The following is a 20022-nucleotide window of genomic DNA, read 5'->3' as shown; positions in this document are numbered from 1 at the left end:
AGAAAAGAGTGTAGAGGCGGAACGGCGCCGCGGAAATCGCTGCCGCAGCGCGCGGGCGCCGCGGCCGCGCTCAGCGCAGCAGCTTGCGCACGCGCTGCAGCGCCTCGACGAAGCGGTCGACCTCCTCGCGGGTGTTGTAGAAGGCCAGCGAGGCGCGCGCGGTGGCCGGCACGCCGTAGAACTGCATCAGCGGATGCGCGCAGTGATGGCCGGAGCGCACCGCCACGCCCTCGTGGTCGAGCAGCGTGGCGAGGTCGTGCGCGTGCGCGCCCTCGACCAGGAAGGAGATCACCGCCGCCTTGCGCGCGGCCGTGCCGAACACGCGCAGGCCCTCGACCCGCGCCAGCGCCGCGTCGGCGTAGGCGAGCAGTTCGCGCTCGTAGGCGGCGATGCGCCGCATGCCGACGCCTTCGAGGTAGTCGATCGCCGCGCCCAGGCCGACCACGCCGGCGATGTTGGGCGTGCCCGCCTCGAACTTGTGCGGCGGGTCGGCGAAGGTGGTGCCCTCGAAGCTGACCCGGCGGATCATCTCGCCGCCGCCGAAGAACGGCGGCATCGATTCGAGATGCTCGCGCCTGGCCCACAGCGCGCCGGTGCCGGTCGGGCCGAACATCTTGTGGCCGGTGAGCGCGTAGAAGTCGCAGCCCAGCGCCGCCACGTCCACCGGCATGTGCGGGCAGGCCTGCGAGCCGTCGACCAGCAGCGGGATGCCGCGCCGGCGGCATTCGCGCGCCAGTTCGGCGACCGGGTTGACCGTGCCGAGCACGTTGGAGACGTGCACCACCCCGGCGAGCTTCACCTCCGGCGTCAGCATCTCGACGAACTTCTCGACGATCAGCTCGCCGGACTCGGCGATCGGCGCCGCCTTCAGCTTCGCCCCCGTGCGCGCGCAGACCAGCTGCCACGGCACGATGTTGGCGTGGTGCTCCATCTGCGTGACCAGGATGGCGTCGCCGGGTTCGAGCCGCGGCAGCGCGAAGCTGTAGGCAACCAGGTTGATCGCCTGGGTGGTGCCGGAGGTGAACACGATCTCGTCGCGCGACGGCGCGCCGATGAAGCGCGCCAGCTTGTCGCGCGCCGCCTCGTAGGCGGCGGTGGCCTCCTCGCCGAGCTGGTGCACGGCGCGGGAGACGTTGGCGTTGTGCTCGCGGTAGAACGTGGACGTGGCTTCGATCACCGCGGCCGGCTTCTGGCCGGTGTTGGCGTTGTCGAAGTACACCAGCGGCTTGCCGTGCACGCTGCGCGCCAGCAGCGGGAAATCGGCACGGATGCGCTGCGGGTCGAGCGGCGCTTCGATGGGCAGGGCGCGGGCGGTCACGGTGGCGTCTCCTCGCTGCGGATCGGCAGCCGCGCCAGCAGACACGCGCCGAGGTGCTCGGCCAGCGGCGCATTGGGCAGCGAATCCAGCGCGGCGCGGCAGAATGCGTAGGTCAGCAGCGAACGCGCCGCGGCCAGCGGCACGCCGCGCGAACGCAGGTAGAACAGCGAACGTTCGTCCAACTGGCCGACGGTGGCGCCGTGGCTGGCCTTCACTTCGTCGGCGTGGATCTCCAGCACCGGCTTGGTGTCGATCTCGGCCTGCGGCGACAGCAGCAGGTTCTTGTTGCCGAGACGAGCATCGGCGCCGTCGGCGCCGCGCGCCACCACGATCGTGCCCTGGAACACGCCGCGCGCGCGTTCGTCGGCGATGCCGCGCCACAGCGCGTCGCCGGCGGTGTCGCGGCCGCGGTGCTCGACGTGCAGGCGGGTGTCGACGTGCTGGCGGCCGCGCACGGCGAACACGCCGCGCGTGTCGAAGCGCGCGCCGTCGCCGTCCAGGCTGGCGTGCACTTCGTGACGCACCAGCGCGCCGCCCAGTTCCAGCGCGTGCAGCGTCGCCGTCGCCGCCGCGTCCAGGCGCAACTCGGCGCGGCGGAACAGCGTGGCGGCGGCGGCGCCGTCCTGCAGCACGGCCAGTCCCAGCCGCGCGCGTTCGCGCAGCACGTAGTCGGCCAGCAGGTTGCCGAAATGCGGCGCGGCGCCGGCCGCGGCGTGATGCTCGACCAGCTCGAGTTCGGCGCCCTCGCCCAGTTCGATCAGGCAGCGCGCGTGCCAGGCCAGCTCCGCCTCGGCCGGCGCGCCGACGAAGACCAGGTGCACCGGCGCGGCGACGCGCGCGCCGGGGGCCACGCGCAGCACCGCGCCGTCGGCGGCCAGCGCACTGTTCAGGCTGGCGAAGGCGTCGCCGCGCGCGCGGTACATGCGGCTCAGGAAGAAGCGCAGCGGCTCGGCGTCCTCGGCCAGCGCGCGCGACAGCGGCAGCAGGGTCAGGCCGGCGGGCAGCGCGTCCAGCGCCGACAGGTCGGCGCGGAAGGCGCCGTTGACGAACACCATGCGCGGGCCGTCCACGCCGGGCAGCGCCCACGCCGCCGCATCGACCGCGCGCGCGGCGGCATGCGCATCGCCCAGCGCGAAACGGCGCTGCTCCAGCGGCCGCAGCGAGGTGTAGCGCCAGGCCTCCACGCCGCGCGGCGGCGGCAGCCCGGCGGCGGCGAACGCCACCAGGCTCTCGCGGCGCGCCGCGTCCAGCCAGGCGATGCCGCTGCCCGGCAGGCGCGCGAGCGCCGCGGCGTCGACCATCGCCTGCACGAACGGGCTGCTCATGCGCGCGCCTCCGCCACCGGGCTGCGCTCGGCGACCCAGGCGTAGCCGTGCTCTTCCAGCTTCAGCGCCAGCGTCTTGTCGCCGCTCTCGACGATGCGGCCGTCGGCGAGCACGTGCACGAAGTCCGGCACGATGTAGTCGAGCAGGCGCTGGTAGTGGGTGACGACGATGAACGCGCGCTCCGGCGAGCGCAGCGCGTTGACGCCCTCGGCGACCTGCTTCAGCGCGTCGATGTCGAGGCCGGAGTCGGTCTCGTCGAGGATCGCCAGCTTCGGCTCCAGCAGCGCCATCTGGAAGATCTCGTTGCGCTTCTTCTCGCCGCCGGAGAAACCTTCGTTGACCGCGCGATGCAGCAGTTCGTCGGAGATCTGCATCACCTTCAGCTTCTCGCGCACCAGCTTGAGGAACTGCATCGAGTCCAGCTCGGGCTCGCCGCGGTACTTGCGCTGCGCGTTCAGCGCCGTGCGCAGGAAATAGGTGTTGTTCACGCCCGGGATCTCGACCGGGTACTGGAACGCCAGGAACACGCCCTCGCCGGCGCGCTGCTCCGGATCGAGCTCGAGCAGGTTCCTGCCGTCGTAGGTGACGCTGCCCTTGGTCACCTCGTAGCCGTCGCGCCCGGCCAGCACGTTGCCGAGCGTGGACTTGCCGGCGCCGTTCGGCCCCATGATGGCGTGCACCTCGCCCGCGTTCACCTCGAGCGACAGGCCGCGCAGGATTTCCCTGCCGGCGACGCGGACGTGCAGATTTTCGATCTTCAGCATGTTGTTTCCACCGTTGGGCGGACCGGGCTGCGCAGCCGCGGAGCCGCCTTGCCTGTCGTCACCGCGGCTGCGCGCTTCGCGCTCGGGCCGCCCCGCCTTGCTTCCCCGAGGCGGAGAAGGGAAATGCGTCAGCCCACCGCGCCTTCCAGCGACACTTCGAGCAGCCGCTTGGCCTCCACCGCGAACTCCATCGGCAGCTCGCGGAACACCTGCTTGCAGAAGCCGTCGACGATCATCGACACGGCGTCCTCCTCGCCGATGCCACGCGAACGGCAGTAGAACATCTGGTCGTCGGAGATCTTCGAGGTGGTGGCCTCGTGCTCGACGATCGCGCTCGGGTTCTTCACCTCGATGTAGGGGAAGGTGTGCGCGCCGCACTGCTTTCCGATCAGCAGCGAATCGCACTGCGTGTAGTTGCGTGCGCCCTCGGCGCCCTTCTCCACCTTGACCAGGCCGCGGTAGCTGTTGGAACTGCGCCCGGCGCTGATGCCCTTGGCGACGATCTTCGAGCGGGTGTGCTTGCCGAGATGGATCATCTTGGTGCCGGTGTCGGCCTGCTGGCGGTGATGGGTCAGCGCCACCGAGTAGAACTCGCCCACCGTGCGGTCGCCGCGCAGCACGCAGCTCGGGTACTTCCAGGTGATCGCCGAGCCGGTCTCCACCTGCGTCCAGGAGATCTTGGAATCGTCGCCGCGGCATTCGCCGCGCTTGGTCACGAAGTTGTAGATGCCGCCGACGCCGTTCTCGTCGCCGGGGTACCAGTTCTGCACGGTCGAATACTTGATCTGCGCGCGCTCCAGCGCGACCAGCTCGACCACCGCCGCGTGCAGCTGGTTCTCGTCGCGCATCGGCGCGGTGCAACCTTCGAGGTAGGAGACGTAGCTGCCTTCCTCGGCGATGATCAGGGTGCGCTCGAACTGGCCGGTGTGGCCGGCGTTGATGCGGAAATACGTGGAGAGTTCCATCGGGCAGCGCACGCCCTTCGGGATGTAGACGAACGAGCCGTCGGAAAACACCGCCGAGTTCAGGGCGGCGAAGAAGTTGTCGCCCTGCGGCACCACCGTGCCGAGGTACTTGCGCACCAGCTCGGGATGCGAGCGGATCGCCTCCGACATCGAGCAGAAGATCACGCCGGCCTTGGCCAGCTCGTCGCGCGCGGTGGTGGCCACCGACACCGAATCGAACACCGCGTCGACGGCGACGCCGGCCAGCTTGGCGCGCTCGTGCAGCGGCACGCCGAGCTTCTCGTAGGTTTCGAGCAGCTTCGGATCGACCTCGTCCAGCGACTTCGGCTTCTTCTTCGGCGCCGAGTAGTAGCTGATCGCCTGGTAGTCGATCGGCTTGAGGTCGATCTTCGCCCAGTCCGGCGCGGTCATCGTCGTCCACTGGCGGTAGGCCGCGAGGCGCCACTCGGTCATCCACTCCGGTTCCTGCTTGATCGCGGAGAGCTTGCGGATGACGTCCTCGTTCAGGCCCGGCGGCAGGCTTTCCGACTCGATGTCGGTGACGAAACCGGCCGCGTAGCGGCGGTTCAGCGCCTCGTCGACGCGCGCGTTGCCCGACGCCGCCGCGCGGACCTGCTGCTCGATGTCGCTGCGTTCGGTGGCCATGGTCTTCCTCATGCGGTCGCGACGGGGCGCGCCGCGCCGCGTGCGTGGGTCGGCGCCAGCATGTCGGCCAGGGTCACCGCGCGCAGCGCGGCGGCGACGGCGACATTGATGCGCTGCCAGTTGCCGCGCACGCTGCAGTGGCCCTCGCGCTCGCAGGAACCGGGACTGGCGCCGCATTCGGTCATGCCGAGCGGCCCCTCCATCGCCTCGACGATCTCGGCGACGGTGATTGCGCCGGCTGGCCGCGCCAGGCGATAACCGCCGCTGGCGCCGCGGAACGACTCGACCAGGCCGGCGTGGGCCAGTTGCTTCAGCAGCTTGCTGACCGTCGGCATCTCCAGACGCGTGTCCTCGGCGATCTGCATCGCCGACAGCACCGTCCCCGGCGTACTGGCCAGGCAGGTCATCACCACGGTGGCGTAATCGGTGAGGCGGCTGACGCGGAGCATGGGGGCGGTCCAATAAGTACCAAAATGGTACTGATTGGCGACGGGGAGGTCAATGTCCGGGAGACGGGGACAGGGGATCGGAGGCCGGAAGGCATGGGTCGCCTGCACGCAGGCGCCTGCGGCCGTTCCGTGGCCCGTCGCAGGAGCGGGCGCGCTCGCGACCGGAGATGCGAGGTAGCCGTCAGGCGACGCTTTCCGACTCCCTACTTCCCATCTCCCATTTCCGCCTCCCGTCTCACGCCTCCCGCCCGTGCGCCGGCTCGAAGCTCAGCACCCGCTCGACCAGCCGCTGCGCCAGCGCGCCGGCTTCGGCCTCGACGGTGCGCAGGGTGATCTCCGGCGCTTCCGGCGCCTCGTACGGCGAATCGATGCCGGTGAAGTTGCTGATCTGGCCGGCGCGCGCGCGGCGGTACAGACCCTTGGGATCGCGGCGTTCGCACTCGGCCAGCGGCGTGTCGACGAACACCTCGAGGAACTCGCCCTCGCCGAACAGCGCGCGCGCCATGCGCCGCTCGCTGCGGAACGGACTGATGAACGACACCAGCACGATCAGGCCGGCGTCGACCATCAGCTTCGCCACCTCGGCGACGCGGCGGATGTTCTCGACGCGGTCCTCGTCGGTGAAGCCGAGGTCGCGGTTGAGGCCGTGGCGCACGTTGTCGCCGTCGAGGATGTAGGTGTGGTAGCCGAGCGCGTGCAGGCGCCGTTCGACCAGGTTGGCGATGGTCGACTTGCCCGAGCCGGACAAGCCGGTGAACCACAGGCAGCAGGGCTTCTGCCCCTTGATCGTGGCGCGTGCCGCCTTGTCGACGTCGATGTGCTGCCAGTGCACGTTGCCGGCGCGGCGCAGGGCGAAGTCGAGCGTGCCGCCGGCGACGGTGGCGTTGCTCTGGCGGTCGATCAGGATGAAGCCGCCCAGCGTGCGGTTCTCGGCGTAGGGTTCGAACGCGACCGGCTGGTCCAGGCTGAGGTTGCACTGCGCCACTTCGTTGAGCTCGAGCCGCTTGGCGGCCAGCTCGGCCTGCGTGTTGACGTCGATCTTGTGGCGGATCTCGGTGACCTGCGCGCCGACGGTGCGCGCGCCGATCTTCAGCCAGTACGGACGCCCCGGCAGCAGCGGCGCGTCGCCCATCCACAGCAGCCTGCAGGCGAACTGGTCGGCGACCTGCGGCGGATGCGCGGCGTCGGCGATCACGTCGCCGCGGGCGATGTCGAGCTCGTCCGCCAGCGTCAGCGTCACCGCCTGGCCGGCGGCGGCGACTTCGAGGTCGCCGTCCGGGCCGATGATGCGCGCGATGCGCGAACGCCGCCCGCCCGGCAGCGCGACGATCTCCGCGCCCACGGCGATGCGCCCCTGCGCCACCGTGCCGGCGTAGCCGCGGAAACCGTGGTCGGGGCGGTTGACCCACTGCACCGGCAGGCGGAAGCCGGTGCCGCCCGTCGCGCGCTCGACGCGCACCGTCTCCAGATGCTCCAGCAGGCTCGGCCCCTCGTACCACGGCATGCGCGGCGAGCGCGCGGTGACGTTGTCGCCGCAAAGCGCCGACAGCGGGATGCAGGTGGCGTCGGCGATGCCGAGCGCGTAGGCGAGCGCGGTGTATTCGGCGGCGATCGCCTCGAAGCGCGAGCGGTCGTAATCGACCAGGTCCATCTTGTTCACCGCCAGTACCACGTGGCGGATGCCGAACAGCGCGCAGATCCAGGTGTGCCGGCGCGTCTGCGTCAGCACGCCCTTGCGCGCGTCGACCAGCACCACCGCCAGCTCGGCGGTGGAGGCGCCGGTGGCCATGTTGCGCGTGTACTGCTCGTGGCCCGGGCAGTCGGCGACGATGAAACCGCGCTTGTCGGTGCCGAAGAAGCGGTAGGCCACGTCGATGGTGATGCCCTGCTCGCGCTCGGCCTCGAGGCCGTCGAGCAGGAGGGCGAAATCCAGCGCGTCGCCCTGCGTGCCGTGGCGCTTGCTGTCGCGCGCCAGCGCGGCGAGCTGGTCGTCGAACAGCAGCTTGGTGTCGTAGAGCAGGCGACCGAGCAGCGTGCTCTTGCCGTCGTCGACGCTGCCGCAGGTGATGAAGCGCAGCTGGTCGCGGCCTTCGTGCTTGCGCAGATAGGCGGCCAGCGCGGCGTGACGTTCGGGCGTGACCGTCATCAGAAATAGCCCTCCTGCTTCTTGCGCTCCATCGACGCGCTCGGATCGTGGTCGATCACGCGGCCCTGGCGCTCGGAGCTGCGCGTGGTCAGCATCTCCTCGATTACCGCCTCCAGCGTTTCCGCCGCGGACTCGATCGCGCCGGTCAGCGGATAGCAGCCGAGCGTGCGGAAGCGCACGCGCTTCAGCATCGGCGTCTCGCCGGGCCTGAGCGGCATGCGCTCGTCGTCGACCATGATCAACGCGCCGTCGCGCTCCACCACCGGCCGCTCGGCGGCGAAGTACAGCGGCACCACCGGGATCTTCTCGCGCCAGATGTACAGCCAGACATCGAGCTCGGTCCAGTTCGACAGCGGGAACACGCGCACGCTCTCGCCCTGGCGGATGCGCGCGTTGTACAGATTCCACAGCTCCGGGCGCTGGTTGCGCGGGTCCCAGCGGTGCTGCGCGCTGCGGAAAGAGAAGATGCGCTCCTTGGCGCGCGACTTCTCCTCGTCGCGGCGCGCGCCGCCGATCGCCGCGTCGAAGCCGTACTTGTCCAGCGCCTGTTTCAGCGCCTGCGTCTTCATCACGTCGGTGTGCACGGTGGCGCCGTGGGTGAACGGGCCGATGCCCTGGCGCACGCCTTCCTCGTTGATGTGCACGCGCAGGTCGACGCCGGTCTCGGCCGCGCGACGGTCGCGGAAGGCGATCATCTCGCGGAACTTCCAGGTGGTGTCGATGTGCAGCAGCGGGATCGGCGGCCGCGCCGGCCGGAACGCCTTCAGCAGCAGGTGCAGCAGCACCGAGGAGTCCTTGCCGATCGAATACAGCAGCACGGGGTTGCGGAACTCCGCCGCCACTTCGCGCAGGATATGGATGCTCTCCGCCTCCAGGCGGTCGAGTTGCGAGAGGCGCAGGGCCTCGGTCTGGATGCTCACGTCCGTCGTTGGTCTGTGCTGGCCGGCGCCGTTCCACGGCCGATCCCGGCAGGGCGTACGTGGCGGCGGAACGCGAGGAGGATAGCGCGATTCGGCCCGCCTGCGCGCCGCCTCGCTGGCGCTGCCGCCGGAGGTTAAGCTTGCGCGTCGCTCAGGATACCGCCATGCACGCCCCGACCCACGACCGCGCCGCCGTCCGCCTCGCCTGGGCCCGCTCCGCCGCCGGCGATCCCGCCGCCAGGCTCGAACGCGCCTCCGACGACGCCAGCTTCCGCAGCTACTGGCGCCTCGCCAGCGGCGCGCGCACGCTGATCGTGATGGATGCGCCGCCCGACAAGGAGGACGTACGGCCGTGGCTGGACATCGCGCGTCGCCTGCGCGCGGCCGGCGTGCATGCGCCGGCGGTGTACGCCGAGGACGCGGCGCAGGGGTTCCTGCTGCTGGAGGACCTCGGCACGCGCACCTACCTGCCGGCGCTGGACGAGCATTCGGTCGACGCGCTGTACGGCGATGCCCTGGACGCGCTGCTGCGCATGCAGACGCGCGTCGACGTCGCCGGCCTGCCGCCTTACGACGCCAACCGCCTGATCGCCGAGATGGAGCTGCTGCCCGCCTGGTTCCTGCAGCGCCACCTCGGCTTCACGCCGTCCTGCGAGCAGTGGGACGTGATCGAGCTGGCGTTCCGCCGTCTCGCCGACAGCGCGCTGGCGCAGCCGCGCGCGTTCGTGCACCGCGACTACCACAGCCGCAACCTGCTGATCGTCGCCGAGGACAACCCCGGCGTGATCGACTTCCAGGACGGCGTGGTCGGCGCCGTCACCTACGACCTGGTCTCGCTGCTGCGCGACTGCTACATCGCCTGGGACGAAGCGCGCGTGGAGGCGTGGCGCGAAGGTTTCCGCGAACGCCTGCGCCACGCCGGGCTGATCGACGCCACGGTCGATGCCGCGCGCTTCCGCCGCTGGTTCGACCTGATGGGCCTGCAGCGCCACCTCAAGGTGCTCGGCATCTTCTGCCGCCTGTGGTACCGCGACGGCAAGCGCGGCTACCTCGGCGACCTGCCGCTGGTCTGGCACTACGTGCGCTCGGTCGGCGCGCGCTACGCGGAATTCGCCGACCTGCTCGCGCTGCTGGAACGCGCAATCGGCGGCCGCGACCTGACCCGGCCGCGCGACGAGGCCGCCGCCGCCGGTGCCGCGCGATGATCCGTCGCGCGCTGATCTTCGCCGCCGGCCGCGGCGAGCGCATGCGGCCGTTGAGCGAGCGCACGCCCAAGCCGCTGCTCGCCGCCGGCGGCAAGCGCCTGATCGAGTGGCACCTGGAGAAGCTGGCCGCCTGCGGCGTGCGCGACGTGGCGATCAACACCGCGCACCTTGCCACGCAGTTTCCCGAGGCGCTGGGCGACGGCGCGCGCTGGGGCCTGCGCCTGCACTTCGTGCACGAGGGCGACGAGCCGCTGGAGACCGGCGGCGGCCTGCTGAACGCGCTGCCGCTGCTGGGCGAGGCGCCGTTCCTCGCCGTCAACGGCGACATCTGGACCGACTTCGATTTCGCCGCCCTGCCCGACGCGCCGGACGGCCTCGCCCACCTGCTGCTGGTCGACAACCCCGCGCACCACGCGCGCGGCGACTTCGCCCTGGACGCGAGCGGCCGCGTGCGCGCCGACGGCGCCTCGCGCCTCACCTTCGCCGGCATCGGCGTGTACCGGCCGCAGCTGCTGGACGGCTGGCGCGCGGTGATCGGCGACGCGCCCGGCGCCGAGGCGACGCCGCCGCGTTTCAAGCTGGCGCCGCTGCTGTACGCCGCCGCCGCGCGCGGCGCCCTCGCCGGCCAGCACCACCACGGCGCCTGGAGCGACGTCGGCACGCCCGAGCGGCTGGCCGAACTGGACGCGCGGTTGTGCGCGGGCGCGGCGTCGGCCTGAGCGGATCTGTCGGCACGCATTGACGGTGGAACCCGCGATGCGGGTTCTACCCTGCACCGGAGTTGACCCATGCAGTGGATATATGAAGACGCGGCGATCGACTGGCACGAGCTGTCGAACCTCTACCGCATCGCGCCGCTGGGCGAGAAGGAGCCGGAAGACCTGCAGGTGGTCTTCGCCAACAGCCGCTACAAGTGCTTCGTCTTCGACGGCGGCCGGTTGGTCGGCGCCGGCCGCGCGCTCGCCGACGGCCGCGATTGCGCCTGCCTCTGCGACGTCGCCGTGCATCCCGATCGCCAGGGCACCGGCCTCGGCCGCGCCATCATCACCAAGCTGAAGGAACTCGCCGCGGGCCACCGCAAGATCATCCTGTGCGCCAACCCCGGCAAGGAAGGCTTCTACGCCAGGCTCGGCTTCCTGCGCATGCGCACGGCGATGGCGATCTTCGCCGACCAGGCGCGGGCGGTGCGGAAAGGTCTGGTAGAAGAAGAGTGAGCGGACGCCGCATGCACCCGTGGTCTGGACCTGACGACGGAGCCGCGCTCAGCCTTCGCGCGCCAGCAGCTCGCGCAGGAACGGCACGGTGATGCGGCGCTGGGCGGCGAGCGAGGCGCTGTCGAGGCGGTCCAGCAGCGCGGTCAGCGCGCCGAGGTCGCGGGCGTGGCGGGCGAACAGCCAGTCGAGCACGGCGTCGTCCAGCTCGATGCCGCGCGCGGCGGCGCGAGCGCGCAGCACGGCGCGGCGCTCGGCGTCGTCCAGCGGCTTCAGCGGCGCCAGCGTGCAGGCGCCGAGGCGCGAGCGCAGGTCCGGCAGGGTGAGCGCGAGCTGCGCCGGCGGCGCGTCGGCGGCGAACAGCAACGTCGCGCCTTCCGCGCGACAGCGGTTGTAGAGGTCGAACAGCGCGTGCTCGGCGGCGCGGTCGCCGGCGATCGCCTGCAGGTCGTCCAGCGCGATCAGCGCGCTGCCGGCGACGCCGCGGATCGCCGCCTCGCGCGGACCGCGCAGGCCGGCCAGCGGCAGGTACTGCGCGCTGCGGCCGGCTTCCGACGCCGCCTGGCAGGCGGCGACCAGCAGGTGCGTCTTGCCGCTGGAAGCGGGGCCGGCGAGCACCACCCAGGGCGCGTCGTCCTCGCGCGCGGCGCGCTGCAGCAGCGCCAGCGCCGCGGCGTTGGCGCCGGGCGCGAAGTGCTCGAAGCGCTGCTGACGCGGCCAGCGCAGGGAAAGCGGCAACTGGTCCATCAGCAATCCGGGGCCGAGGGAGGATCGCGCGTGTCCGCGGCGGCGCGCATCGCCTCCGCCGCCGGCGCGTTGGACGCGGGCCGCGCGCCGACCGCCAGGCCGACGTCGCCCGGCGCGGCATGCGGACGCCGCTCGGCGTACAGCGCGCTGTCGCGGTAGCGCTCGTGCAGGTAACGCAGCACGACCTTGATCACCGCCGCCGCCGGCAGCGCCAGCAGCACGCCGAGGAAGCCGAACAGCTGGCCGCCGGCGAGGATGGCGAAGATCACCACCACCGGATGCAGGCCGATCTTCTCGCCGACCAGCTTCGGCACCAGCACGTAGCCTTCCAGGGTCTGGCCGATGCCGAACACGCCCAGCACCAGCGCGACGTGCAGCCAGTCCTGGTACTGCACCAGCGCGGCGATCACGCCCATCGACACGCCGACGATCGCGCCGAGATACGGCACGAAGCTGATCAGCCCGGCGATCATGCCGATCAACGGGCCGATGCCGATGCCCACCGCCCACAAGCCCAGCGCGTAGAGCGTGCCCAGCACCACCATCACCGCCAGCTGGCCGCGCAGGAACGCGCCCAGCACCTCGTCCGACTCGCGCGCCAGGCGCGCCACCACCGGCTCGATGCGGCGCGGCAGCAGCTCGTGCACGCGCGCGACCAGCAGGTCCCAGTCGCGCAGCAGGTAGAAGCCTGCCACCGGCACCACCACCACGTGCGTCAGCCACAGCACCAGCGCCAGGCCGGACTTCGACACCTTGGCGATCACGTTGGCGGCGGCGCCGCCGGCTTCCTTCAGATGGGCCTGCAGCGCGGCGACCAGCTGCTGCGGATCGAACACCGTCGTCGACACGCCGAGGTGTTCCTGCAGCCACGGCGCCGCGTGCAGCTGGAACCAGGCGTACCAGGCCGGCAACTGGCCGAGGAAACTCGTCAACTGGCGCTCGACGAACGGCACCAGCCACAGCAGCGCCAGCACCAGCGCCATGACCATCGCCACGAACACCAGGCTGACCGCGAAGGTGCGGCTCATGCGCAGGCGTTCCATGCGGTCGACCAGCGGATCGCAGAAGTAGGCGAACATCGCCGCCAGCACGAACGGCGTCAGCACCGGCGCCAGCAGATACAGCAGCCAGCCGGCGGCCAGCGCCGCGATCGGCCATTGCCAGCTTCCGGCAGTCCGGGTCCTCATCCGCGCCCTCCTTCGCGGCGCAGCCGCCGCGCCTTCAGCGACCAGCGCAACACGTAGTCCACGCCGCTGGCGACGGTCAGCGCGACCACGGCCCAGCGCAGCGGCGCCAGCGCCAGCGCGGCGATGCCGTCCAGTTCCAGCAGCATCGCCAGCACGTACAGGATCTGCGCCAGCGTGGTGAACTTCGACAGCAGCGTCGGCTGCGCCTCCAGCGCGCCGAACAGGCGCTGCCAGGCCAGCGCGCCGGCGACGATCGCCACGTCGCGCCCCAGCACCAGCAGGGTCAGCGCCCACGGCACGCTGCCGACCATGCTGAGGCCGAGGAAGCAGGTCGCCAGCAGCAGCTTGTCGGCGGCCGGATCGAGCAGGCCGCCGAGCCGGCTGCGCCAGCCGTAGTGGCGCGCGAGGAAGCCGTCCAGCGCGTCGGAGCCGCCGGCGACCGCGGCCAGCGCCAGCGCGACGTCGAAGCGGCGTTCGAGCAGGCACCAGCCCAGCGGCAGCACCAGCAGGATGCGCAGCAGCGTGATCAGGTTGGGCAGATGGCGCAGCGGCGAGGCGCCGGCGGCGGCCGAGGCGGGCGTGCGCCCGGTCATGCGGCGCCTCCTCAGCGCAGCCAGCGCAGCGCCGCGTCCGCACCCGGGTGCGCCGCGGCCGGCAGCATGCGTCCGCTGGCGGCGAGGTCGCCGAGCATGCCGGCGAGGTCGCCCTCGAAGCGCACCTGCAGCAGCACGCCGTCGCCCTGCGCCGCGACCGGCACCGCGCCGCGCACCTGCGCGTCCTGGCGCAACTGCGCCAGCATCGCCGCGAAATCGGCGGACGACTGGATGCCGGACACCCACAGCGTCGCGCTGCCGCCGCTGCCGCCGGCGCCCGCCGGCGCGACGGCGAAGCGCGGGATCAGCCGGTCGGCGGCGGCCTCGCCGGCATTCGCCAGCAGCGATGCGGGGTTGCCGCTGTCCTGCCAGCGCTGCGGCGTGCCGCCGCCGACCAGGATCCAGGCGGCGTTGTTGGCGCCCAGCGTGCCGATCAGCACCAGCCCGGTGCGGTAGTCGCGCGCGACGCGCGCCAGCGCGCCCTCGTCGCCCGCCGACAGCGCCGCCGCGTCCGGCACGTCGGTGCCGGCGGGGAACGCGAAGCGCAGGCCGCGTTCGACGCCGGCCTGCACCAGCGGCGCCGCCTGCTGCGCGTCCAGCAGCGCGCCGTCCGCGCCGCGGATCGCCGCCAGCACCGGCGGCCGCGGCCCCGGCCAGACCGCCAGCTTGAGGCTGCCGGCCAGCCGCCGCACCGCCGCCGGATCGAAGTGCGCTTCGAGCCGCAGCGCGCCCGTCGCCGCGTCCTTGCGGTACTGGTACTGCTGCACCAGCGTCGAGGCCTGCGCCAGCGCGTCGGCGACGCCCGGTCGCACGGCGACGTCGCGGTCGCCGCTCAGCTTGACCAGCACCTGCGCCAGGGCCGCGTCGAAAGCCTGGTCGCGCTGGGCGTCGGAGGTGTCGGCCACCGGCGCCTCGCCGTCGTACAGGCCGGGATCCTCGGCGGCGCGCAGCGGCAGCGCCGTCGTCGTCAGCAACAACAGGGCGGCAAGCAGGCTCAGGGGGCGCATCATGCGTGAAACCTCGCAAATCCGCCCGCAGTCTGCCCAATCGCGGCACGAACGTCTATCATGTGCGGCTCGCTCCGCCGGTGCCGCGCCATGTCCGCCGAGAAGGAATCCCTCACCTACCGCGCCGCGGGCGTCGACATCGACGCCGGCAACGCCGTGGTCGAACGCATCAAACCGCTGGTCGCGCGCACCTTCCGCAAGGAGGTGATGGCGGGCCTGGGCGGCTTCGGCGCGCTGTTCGAGCTGGCCGGGCGCTACCAAGAACCCGTGCTGGTGTCCGGCACCGACGGCGTCGGCACCAAGCTGAAGCTGGCGCAGACGCTCGGCCGCCACGACACCATCGGCATCGACCTGGTCGGCATGTGCGTCAACGACGTGCTGGTGCAAGGCGCGGAACCGCTGTTCTTCCTCGACTACTTCGCCACCGGCAAGCTGGACGTCGACACCACGGTCGCCGTGGTCGGCGGCATCGCCAAGGGCTGCGAGCTGGCCGGCTGCGCGCTGATCGGCGGCGAGACGGCGGAGATGCCCGACATGTATCCGCCCGGCGAGTACGACCTCGCCGGCTTCTGCGTCGGCGCGGTGGAGAAGGCCGCGCTGATCGACGGCGCGACGATCGCCGCCGGCGACGCCATCCTTGGCATCGCCTCCAGCGGCCCGCACTCGAACGGCTATTCGCTGATCCGCAGGATCGTCGAACGCGCCGGCAAGCCGTTCGACCTCGACCTCGGCGGCACCACCCTGGCCGACGCGCTGATGGCGCCGACCACCATCTACGTCAAGCCGGTCCTGCAGCTGATGCGGCAGGTGCCGGTGAAAGGCATGGCGCACATCACCGGCGGCGGCCTCAAGGAAAACATCATCCGCGTGGTGCCGGATCGCCTCGGCATCGCCCTGGACAGCGCGAGCTGGACGCTGCCGCCGGTGTTCGACTGGCTGATGCGCGAGGGCAACGTGCCGCGCGAGGAGATGTGGCGCACGTTCAACTGCGGCATCGGCTACACGGTGATCGTCGCGCGCGAACAGGCCTCCGCCACGCTGGCCGCGCTGCAGGCGCTCGGCCTCGCCGCGCGGCAGATCGGCGAGATCGTGCCGGCGCGCGGCACCGAGCGCGTGCACATCGCGTGAATACGCCCGGTGCGGCGGCCTTCGTCAAAAGTCAAAGGTCAAACCTTCGTCCCGAACCGCGACGCTCGACCTTCGCTCCTCCACGCATGTCCGCCGCCTACCCCATCGCCGTGCTCGCCTCCGGGCGCGGCAGCAACCTCGCCGCGCTGATCGAGGCGCAGCGCGCCGGCGCGCTGCCGGTCGCCTTCACGCTGGTGGCGAGCGACAAGGCCGACGCGCGCGCGCTGCGCATCGCCGAGGCGCACGGCATCCCCACCCTGGCGCTGGACCCGCGCGGCTACGCCAGCCGGCGCGACTACGACCTCGACCTGTTCGCGCGCATCGCCGCGACCAGGCCGGCGTTGGTCGTGCTGGCCGGTTTCATGCGCATCCTCGACGCCGACGCGGTCGCGCCCTGGCACGGCCGCATGCTCAACATCCACCCCTCGTTGCTGCCGAAGTACCGCGGCCTGCACACGCACCGGCGCGTGCTGGAGGCGGGCGACGCCGAGCACGGCAGCAGCGTGCACTTCGTCACCGCCGAGCTGGACGGCGGCCCGGTGGTCGCGCAGGCGCGCATCGCCGTCGCCGCCGGCGACACGCCGGAGACGCTGGCCGCGCGCCTGCTGCCGCTGGAACATCGCCTGCTGGTCGCCAGCGTCGCGCTGATCGCCGCCGGCCGGCTGGGACTCGGCGCGGACGGCCCGTGGCTGGACGGCCGTCCGCTGCGCGCGCCGCTGCAGTTGCAGGCGGACGGGGCGCTGGCCGCCGCGGCGTGAGCGCGCGTTCAGCCGGGCCGCGGCAGACTGCGGCGCCATGAAACCCCCATCCTTCCGCCTCGCCCTGCACGCCCTGCTGCTGGCGCTGGCCGGCGCCGCCGCGACGGCCGCCGCCGCGCCGCTGCCCGCCTTCACCGCGCGCTACCAGGTCGAACGCGACGGCGCCGCGATCGGCGAGGCCACGATGAGTCTGCGCAGCGATGGCGACGGCCGCTGGATCTACCGCACCGAAACCCGGGGCACCGACGGCCTCGCCGCGCTGCTCGGGCTGAGCGCGCTGGAAATCTCCACGTTGCAGTGGGGGCCGGACGGCCGTCCGCAGAGCCTCGACTACCGCTACGAGCAGCAAGGCGGCTTCAAGCAGCGCTCGCGCACCGCGCATTTCGACTGGCAGGCCGGCCGCATCGCCGTGCGGGAAGGCAAGGGCCGCTGGGACTACGCCGCCGCGCCCGGCGCGGTCGACCGCCACGCCGCCACGCTGGCGGTCGCCGCGGCGCTGCGCGCGGGCGCGAAGCAGATCGCCGTGCCGGTGGCGGTCAAGGACCGCATCGAGGTGCAGCACTTCGCGGTCACCGGCAGCGAGCCGGTGCAGGTGCCCGCCGGCCGTTTCACCGCCGAGCGCGTCGAACGCCGCGACGACGGCAAGACCGTGCACTCGTGGTACGTGCCGCAGCGCTTCCCGGTGCCGGTGGAAATCGCCGGCGACGACGGCATCACGCTCAAATTGGTGAGCTACGCGGCGCCGTAGGAGCCTGCGTGCGGGCGACCCGGGCCTCTTTCCCGCCCCGCCCGCCACGTCTCTCGGTCGCGAGCACGCGCTCCCCCCGCAGGCCTGTAGGAACCTGCGCGCAGACGACCGCGCACGCCCTCAGTTCGGCAGCCGCCGGATCTTCGCGCCCAGCGTGCCGAGCTTCTCCTCGATGTTCTCGTAGCCGCGGTCGATGTGGTAGACGCGGTCGACCACGGTGTCGCCCTCGGCGACCAGCCCGGCCAGCACCAGGCATGCCGAGGCGCGCAGGTCGGTGGCCATCAGCGGCGCGCCGCTCATGTGCTCGACGCCCTTGATGATCGCGGTGTTGCCCTCGAGGCGGATGTCGGCGCCGAGGCGCTGCAGCTCGTGGGCGTGCATGAAGCGGTTCTCGAACACCGTCTCGGTGATGATGCCGACGCCCTCCGCCACGCAGTTCAGCGCGGTGAACTGCGCCTGCATGTCGGTCGGGAAGGCGGGGTACGGCGCGGTGGTGATGTTCACCGCCTTCGGCCGGCGCCCGCGCATGTCCAGCTCGATCCAGTCCTCGCCGGTGTTGATGTGCGCGCCGGCCTCCTCCAGCTTGGCCAGCACGGCGTCGAGGATCTTGGGGCGCGCGTGCTTGGTGGTGACGCGGCCGCCGCTGATCGCGCCGGCGACCAGGAAGGTGCCGGTCTCGATGCGGTCGGGGAGCACCTCGTAGTGGGTGCCGTGCAGGCGTTCCACGCCTTCGATCACCACGGTGGCGGTGCCCGCGCCCTCGATGCGCGCGCCCATGCTGTTCAGGCAGGCGGCGAGGTCCACCACCTCCGGCTCCTGCGCCGCGTTCTCGATCACCGTGGTGCCGCGCGCCAGCGCCGCGGCCATCATGATGTTCTCGGTGCCGGTGACGGTGACCATGTCCATGGCGATGCGCGTGCCGCGCAGGCGGTCGGCGCGCGCCTTGATGTAGCCGTTCTCGACCTTGACCTCGGCGCCCAGCGCCTGCAGGCCGCGGATGTGCTGGTCGACCGGCCGCGAACCGATCGCGCAGCCGCCCGGCAGCGAGACCTCGGCCTGGCCGAAGCGCGCCACCAGCGGGCCCAGCACCAGGATCGACGCGCGCATCGTCTTCACCAGCTCGTACGGCGCGAAGTAGCGGTCCGTCGAACGCGGGTCGACGTGGATCTTCATGCGGTCGTCCAGCACCAGCTGCACGCCCATCTGGCCGAGCAGCTCCATGGTGGTGGTGACGTCGTGCAGGTGCGGCACGTTGCCGATGCTGACCGGCTCGTCGGCCAGCAGGCAGGCGGCCAGGATCGGCAGCACCGCGTTCTTGGCGCCGGAAATCGCCACGTCGCCGTGGAGGGGGATGCCGCCGCTGATGACGATCTTGGCCATGCGTTCTCTACTTTTATCGCTGCTGCGAGGGCCGGCGCGCGGCCTCGTCGGGCGTCAGCGCCTTCAGGCTGAGCGCGTGGATCTCGCCGCCCATGCGGTCGCCCAGGGTCGCGTAGACCATGCGGTGCCGGGCCAGCGGCAGCTTGCCGGCGAAGGCTTCGCAGACCACCTCGGCCTCGAAGTGCACGCCGTCGGCGCCGCGCACCTCGGCGCGCGCGCCGGGGAGGCCTTGCTCGATCAGCGCTTTGATGCTGCTTGCATCCATGGGCACAGGGGGTTTCCGGACGGGAGCGGCCCGACGGCCGCCTTTGGCTGCCGTTCAGAGGCTACAATGAGGATAGGGAATGTTAATGGAAATCCCCGGGCGCAGGAACGACACCGCCCGCACTTCCTCCTGCCGACCGTTCTTCGCCGATGGACGCCGCCACCGTGAATGCCGAGATCGACCTGTCCGCCCCGTCGCCCCTGCTCGACGCGGAAGCGATCACGCGCACCGCGCGCGGCGTGATCGCGATCGAGGCGCTGGCCATCGCCGTGCTGGAGAAGCGCATCGAGGCCGAATTCATCCGCGCCTGCGGCATGATGCTGGCCTGCCCGGGGCGGATCGTCGTCACCGGCATGGGCAAGTCCGGCCACATCGGCCGCAAGATCGCCGCCACCCTGGCCTCGACCGGCACGCCGGCGTTCTTCGTCCATCCGGGCGAGGCCAGCCACGGCGATCTCGGCATGATCACCGACAAGGACGTGGTGCTGGCGCTCAGCAACTCCGGCGAGACCGACGAACTGCTGACCATCCTGCCGGTGATCAAGCGCCAGGGCATCCCGCTGATCGCGATGACCGGCAACCCCGGCTCCTCGCTGGCGCGCCAGGCCGACCTGCACCTCGACGTCAGCGTGCCCGCGGAAGCCTGCCCGCTGGGGCTGGCGCCCACCGCCAGCACCACCGCGGCGCTGGTGATGGGCGACGCGCTGGCCATCGCGCTGCTGGAGGCGCGCGGCTTCACCGCCGAGGACTTCGCCCGCTCGCACCCCGCCGGCAGCCTGGGCCGCCGCCTGCTGCTGCGCATCGCCGACATCATGCACACCGGCGACAAGGTGCCCAAGGTGCGCGCCGACGCCAGCCTGACCGAAGCGCTGGTGGAGATGAGCCGCAAGGGCCTCGGCATGACCGCCGTGGTCGACGCCGACGACCGCCTGCTCGGCGTCTACACCGACGGCGACCTGCGCCGCACGCTGGACGACCACCAGGTCGATCTGCGCGGCGTGCGCGTCGCCGAACTGATGACGCGCAACCCGAAGTCGATCGCGCCGGACAAGCTGGCCGCCGAAGCCGCGCAGCTGATGGAGACCTACAAGATCCACTCGCTGCTGGTGGTCGACGGCGAGCGCCGCGTGGTCGGCGCGCTGAACATCCACGACCTGCTGCGCGCCAAGGTCGTATGAGCGCGGGGCGGGACGTCGCTTCCCCGGCCCGGCCGCGCATAGCCGTCAAAGGTCAACAGTCGATCGAAGCACAGACGTCGCCG

Annotated in this window: 20 protein-coding genes; 7 read left to right on the top strand and 13 right to left on the bottom strand. The window is 71.9% G+C overall.

Annotation, left to right across the window (positions count from 1 at the left end; genetic code table 11):
• Positions 1-70 precede the first annotated feature (70 nt).
• The 7 genes from MBSD_RS09400 to cysD all read right to left on the bottom strand — a co-directional run bounded on the left by MBSD_RS09400 (position 71) and on the right by cysD (position 8526).
• The gene (locus MBSD_RS09400) at positions 71-1318 is read right to left on the bottom strand and encodes a cysteine desulfurase (protein ID WP_062537087.1); all 1248 of its coding nucleotides are present in this window, start codon (positions 1316-1318) and stop codon (positions 71-73) included.
• Positions 1315-2643, bottom strand: a complete 1329-nt coding sequence (sufD, locus tag MBSD_RS09395) for a Fe-S cluster assembly protein SufD (RefSeq protein WP_082306583.1) — start codon at positions 2641-2643, stop codon at positions 1315-1317. The genes MBSD_RS09400 and sufD overlap by 4 nt, the downstream gene beginning before the upstream one ends.
• The gene (gene sufC, locus MBSD_RS09390; RefSeq protein ID WP_062537086.1) at positions 2640-3407 is read right to left on the bottom strand and encodes a Fe-S cluster assembly ATPase SufC; all 768 of its coding nucleotides are present in this window, start codon (positions 3405-3407) and stop codon (positions 2640-2642) included. Before sufC ends, sufD begins: the two co-directional genes overlap by 4 nt.
• A gap of 128 nt (positions 3408-3535) precedes the next feature.
• Complete coding sequence (sufB, locus tag MBSD_RS09385) at positions 3536-5017, bottom strand: Fe-S cluster assembly protein SufB (protein ID WP_062537085.1); 1482 nt, start codon at positions 5015-5017, stop codon at positions 3536-3538.
• Positions 5018-5025: 8 nt separating this feature from the next.
• Positions 5026-5466 carry an SUF system Fe-S cluster assembly regulator gene (locus tag MBSD_RS09380; protein ID WP_062537084.1) on the bottom strand — a complete coding sequence of 147 codons (441 nt, stop codon included), beginning with the start codon at positions 5464-5466 and terminating at the stop codon, positions 5026-5028.
• A gap of 235 nt (positions 5467-5701) precedes the next feature.
• Positions 5702-7612 carry a sulfate adenylyltransferase subunit CysN gene (gene cysN / locus MBSD_RS09375; protein WP_062537083.1) on the bottom strand — a complete coding sequence of 637 codons (1911 nt, stop codon included), beginning with the start codon at positions 7610-7612 and terminating at the stop codon, positions 5702-5704.
• Positions 7612-8526 carry a sulfate adenylyltransferase subunit CysD gene (cysD, locus tag MBSD_RS09370; protein WP_114693243.1) on the bottom strand — a complete coding sequence of 305 codons (915 nt, stop codon included), beginning with the start codon at positions 8524-8526 and terminating at the stop codon, positions 7612-7614. Before cysD ends, cysN begins: the two co-directional genes overlap by 1 nt.
• Before the next feature lie 170 nt (positions 8527-8696).
• Here cysD and MBSD_RS09365 point away from each other — a divergent pair, with 170 nt between their 5' ends.
• The 3 genes from MBSD_RS09365 to MBSD_RS09355 all read left to right on the top strand — a co-directional run bounded on the left by MBSD_RS09365 (position 8697) and on the right by MBSD_RS09355 (position 10951).
• Complete coding sequence (locus tag MBSD_RS09365; RefSeq protein WP_062537081.1) at positions 8697-9737, top strand: aminoglycoside phosphotransferase family protein; 1041 nt, start codon at positions 8697-8699, stop codon at positions 9735-9737.
• The gene (gene murU / locus MBSD_RS09360; protein WP_062537110.1) at positions 9737-10456 is read left to right on the top strand and encodes an N-acetylmuramate alpha-1-phosphate uridylyltransferase MurU; all 720 of its coding nucleotides are present in this window, start codon (positions 9737-9739) and stop codon (positions 10454-10456) included. The genes MBSD_RS09365 and murU overlap by 1 nt, the downstream gene beginning before the upstream one ends.
• Positions 10457-10525: 69 nt before the next feature.
• The gene (locus tag MBSD_RS09355) at positions 10526-10951 is read left to right on the top strand and encodes a GNAT family N-acetyltransferase (protein ID WP_062537080.1); all 426 of its coding nucleotides are present in this window, start codon (positions 10526-10528) and stop codon (positions 10949-10951) included.
• 48 nt (positions 10952-10999) lie between these two features.
• Here the strand turns inward: MBSD_RS09355 and hda are convergent, their stop codons facing one another.
• Genes hda through MBSD_RS09335 form a run of 4 tightly spaced genes read right to left on the bottom strand, consistent with a single transcriptional unit; the run spans position 11000 to position 14485 of the window.
• Positions 11000-11698 (bottom strand): DnaA regulatory inactivator Hda, encoded by a 699-nt coding sequence (hda, locus tag MBSD_RS09350; RefSeq protein ID WP_062537109.1) that lies wholly within the window; start codon positions 11696-11698, stop codon positions 11000-11002.
• Positions 11695-12882 carry an AI-2E family transporter gene (locus tag MBSD_RS09345; protein ID WP_082306582.1) on the bottom strand — a complete coding sequence of 396 codons (1188 nt, stop codon included), beginning with the start codon at positions 12880-12882 and terminating at the stop codon, positions 11695-11697. The genes hda and MBSD_RS09345 overlap by 4 nt, the downstream gene beginning before the upstream one ends.
• Positions 12879-13475, bottom strand: a complete 597-nt coding sequence (locus MBSD_RS09340; protein ID WP_062537079.1) for a CDP-alcohol phosphatidyltransferase family protein — start codon at positions 13473-13475, stop codon at positions 12879-12881. The genes MBSD_RS09345 and MBSD_RS09340 overlap by 4 nt, the downstream gene beginning before the upstream one ends.
• A gap of 11 nt (positions 13476-13486) precedes the next feature.
• Positions 13487-14485 (bottom strand): DUF2066 domain-containing protein, encoded by a 999-nt coding sequence (locus MBSD_RS09335; RefSeq protein ID WP_062537078.1) that lies wholly within the window; start codon positions 14483-14485, stop codon positions 13487-13489.
• 87 nt (positions 14486-14572) lie between these two features.
• Between MBSD_RS09335 and purM the strand changes: the two genes are divergently transcribed.
• From purM to MBSD_RS09320, 3 genes are all read left to right on the top strand, one after another.
• On the top strand, positions 14573-15610 hold the full coding sequence (gene purM / locus MBSD_RS09330; protein WP_062537077.1) for a phosphoribosylformylglycinamidine cyclo-ligase: 1038 nt from the start codon (positions 14573-14575) through the stop codon (positions 15608-15610).
• 86 nt (positions 15611-15696) lie between these two features.
• Positions 15697-16368 (top strand): phosphoribosylglycinamide formyltransferase, encoded by a 672-nt coding sequence (purN, locus tag MBSD_RS09325; protein WP_062537076.1) that lies wholly within the window; start codon positions 15697-15699, stop codon positions 16366-16368.
• A 37-nt stretch (positions 16369-16405) separates the two neighbouring features.
• On the top strand, positions 16406-17116 hold the full coding sequence (locus MBSD_RS09320) for a DUF3108 domain-containing protein (RefSeq protein ID WP_062537075.1): 711 nt from the start codon (positions 16406-16408) through the stop codon (positions 17114-17116).
• Between the two features lie 120 nt (positions 17117-17236).
• On the opposite strand, the gene murA is transcribed toward MBSD_RS09320, so the two are convergent.
• Entirely contained in the window at positions 17237-18496 is a 1260-nt protein-coding gene (murA, locus tag MBSD_RS09315) for a UDP-N-acetylglucosamine 1-carboxyvinyltransferase (protein WP_062537074.1), read from the bottom strand.
• A gap of 13 nt (positions 18497-18509) precedes the next feature.
• The gene (locus MBSD_RS09310; protein ID WP_062537073.1) at positions 18510-18761 is read right to left on the bottom strand and encodes a BolA family protein; all 252 of its coding nucleotides are present in this window, start codon (positions 18759-18761) and stop codon (positions 18510-18512) included.
• Between the two features lie 149 nt (positions 18762-18910).
• On the opposite strand from MBSD_RS09310, the gene MBSD_RS09305 reads away from it, so the two are divergent.
• Positions 18911-19939: a KpsF/GutQ family sugar-phosphate isomerase gene (locus MBSD_RS09305; protein ID WP_062537072.1), complete on the top strand. Its 1029-nt coding sequence runs from the start codon at positions 18911-18913 to the stop codon at positions 19937-19939.
• The last annotated feature ends 83 nt before the right edge of the window (positions 19940-20022 follow it).

It is taken from the genome of Mizugakiibacter sediminis (genome assembly GCF_000953855.2).
GTDB classification, from domain to species: domain Bacteria; phylum Pseudomonadota; class Gammaproteobacteria; order Xanthomonadales; family Rhodanobacteraceae; genus Mizugakiibacter; species Mizugakiibacter sediminis.
Note: the sequence above shows the minus strand (reverse complement) of the source record. Positions and strands in the feature narration are given on the sequence as shown.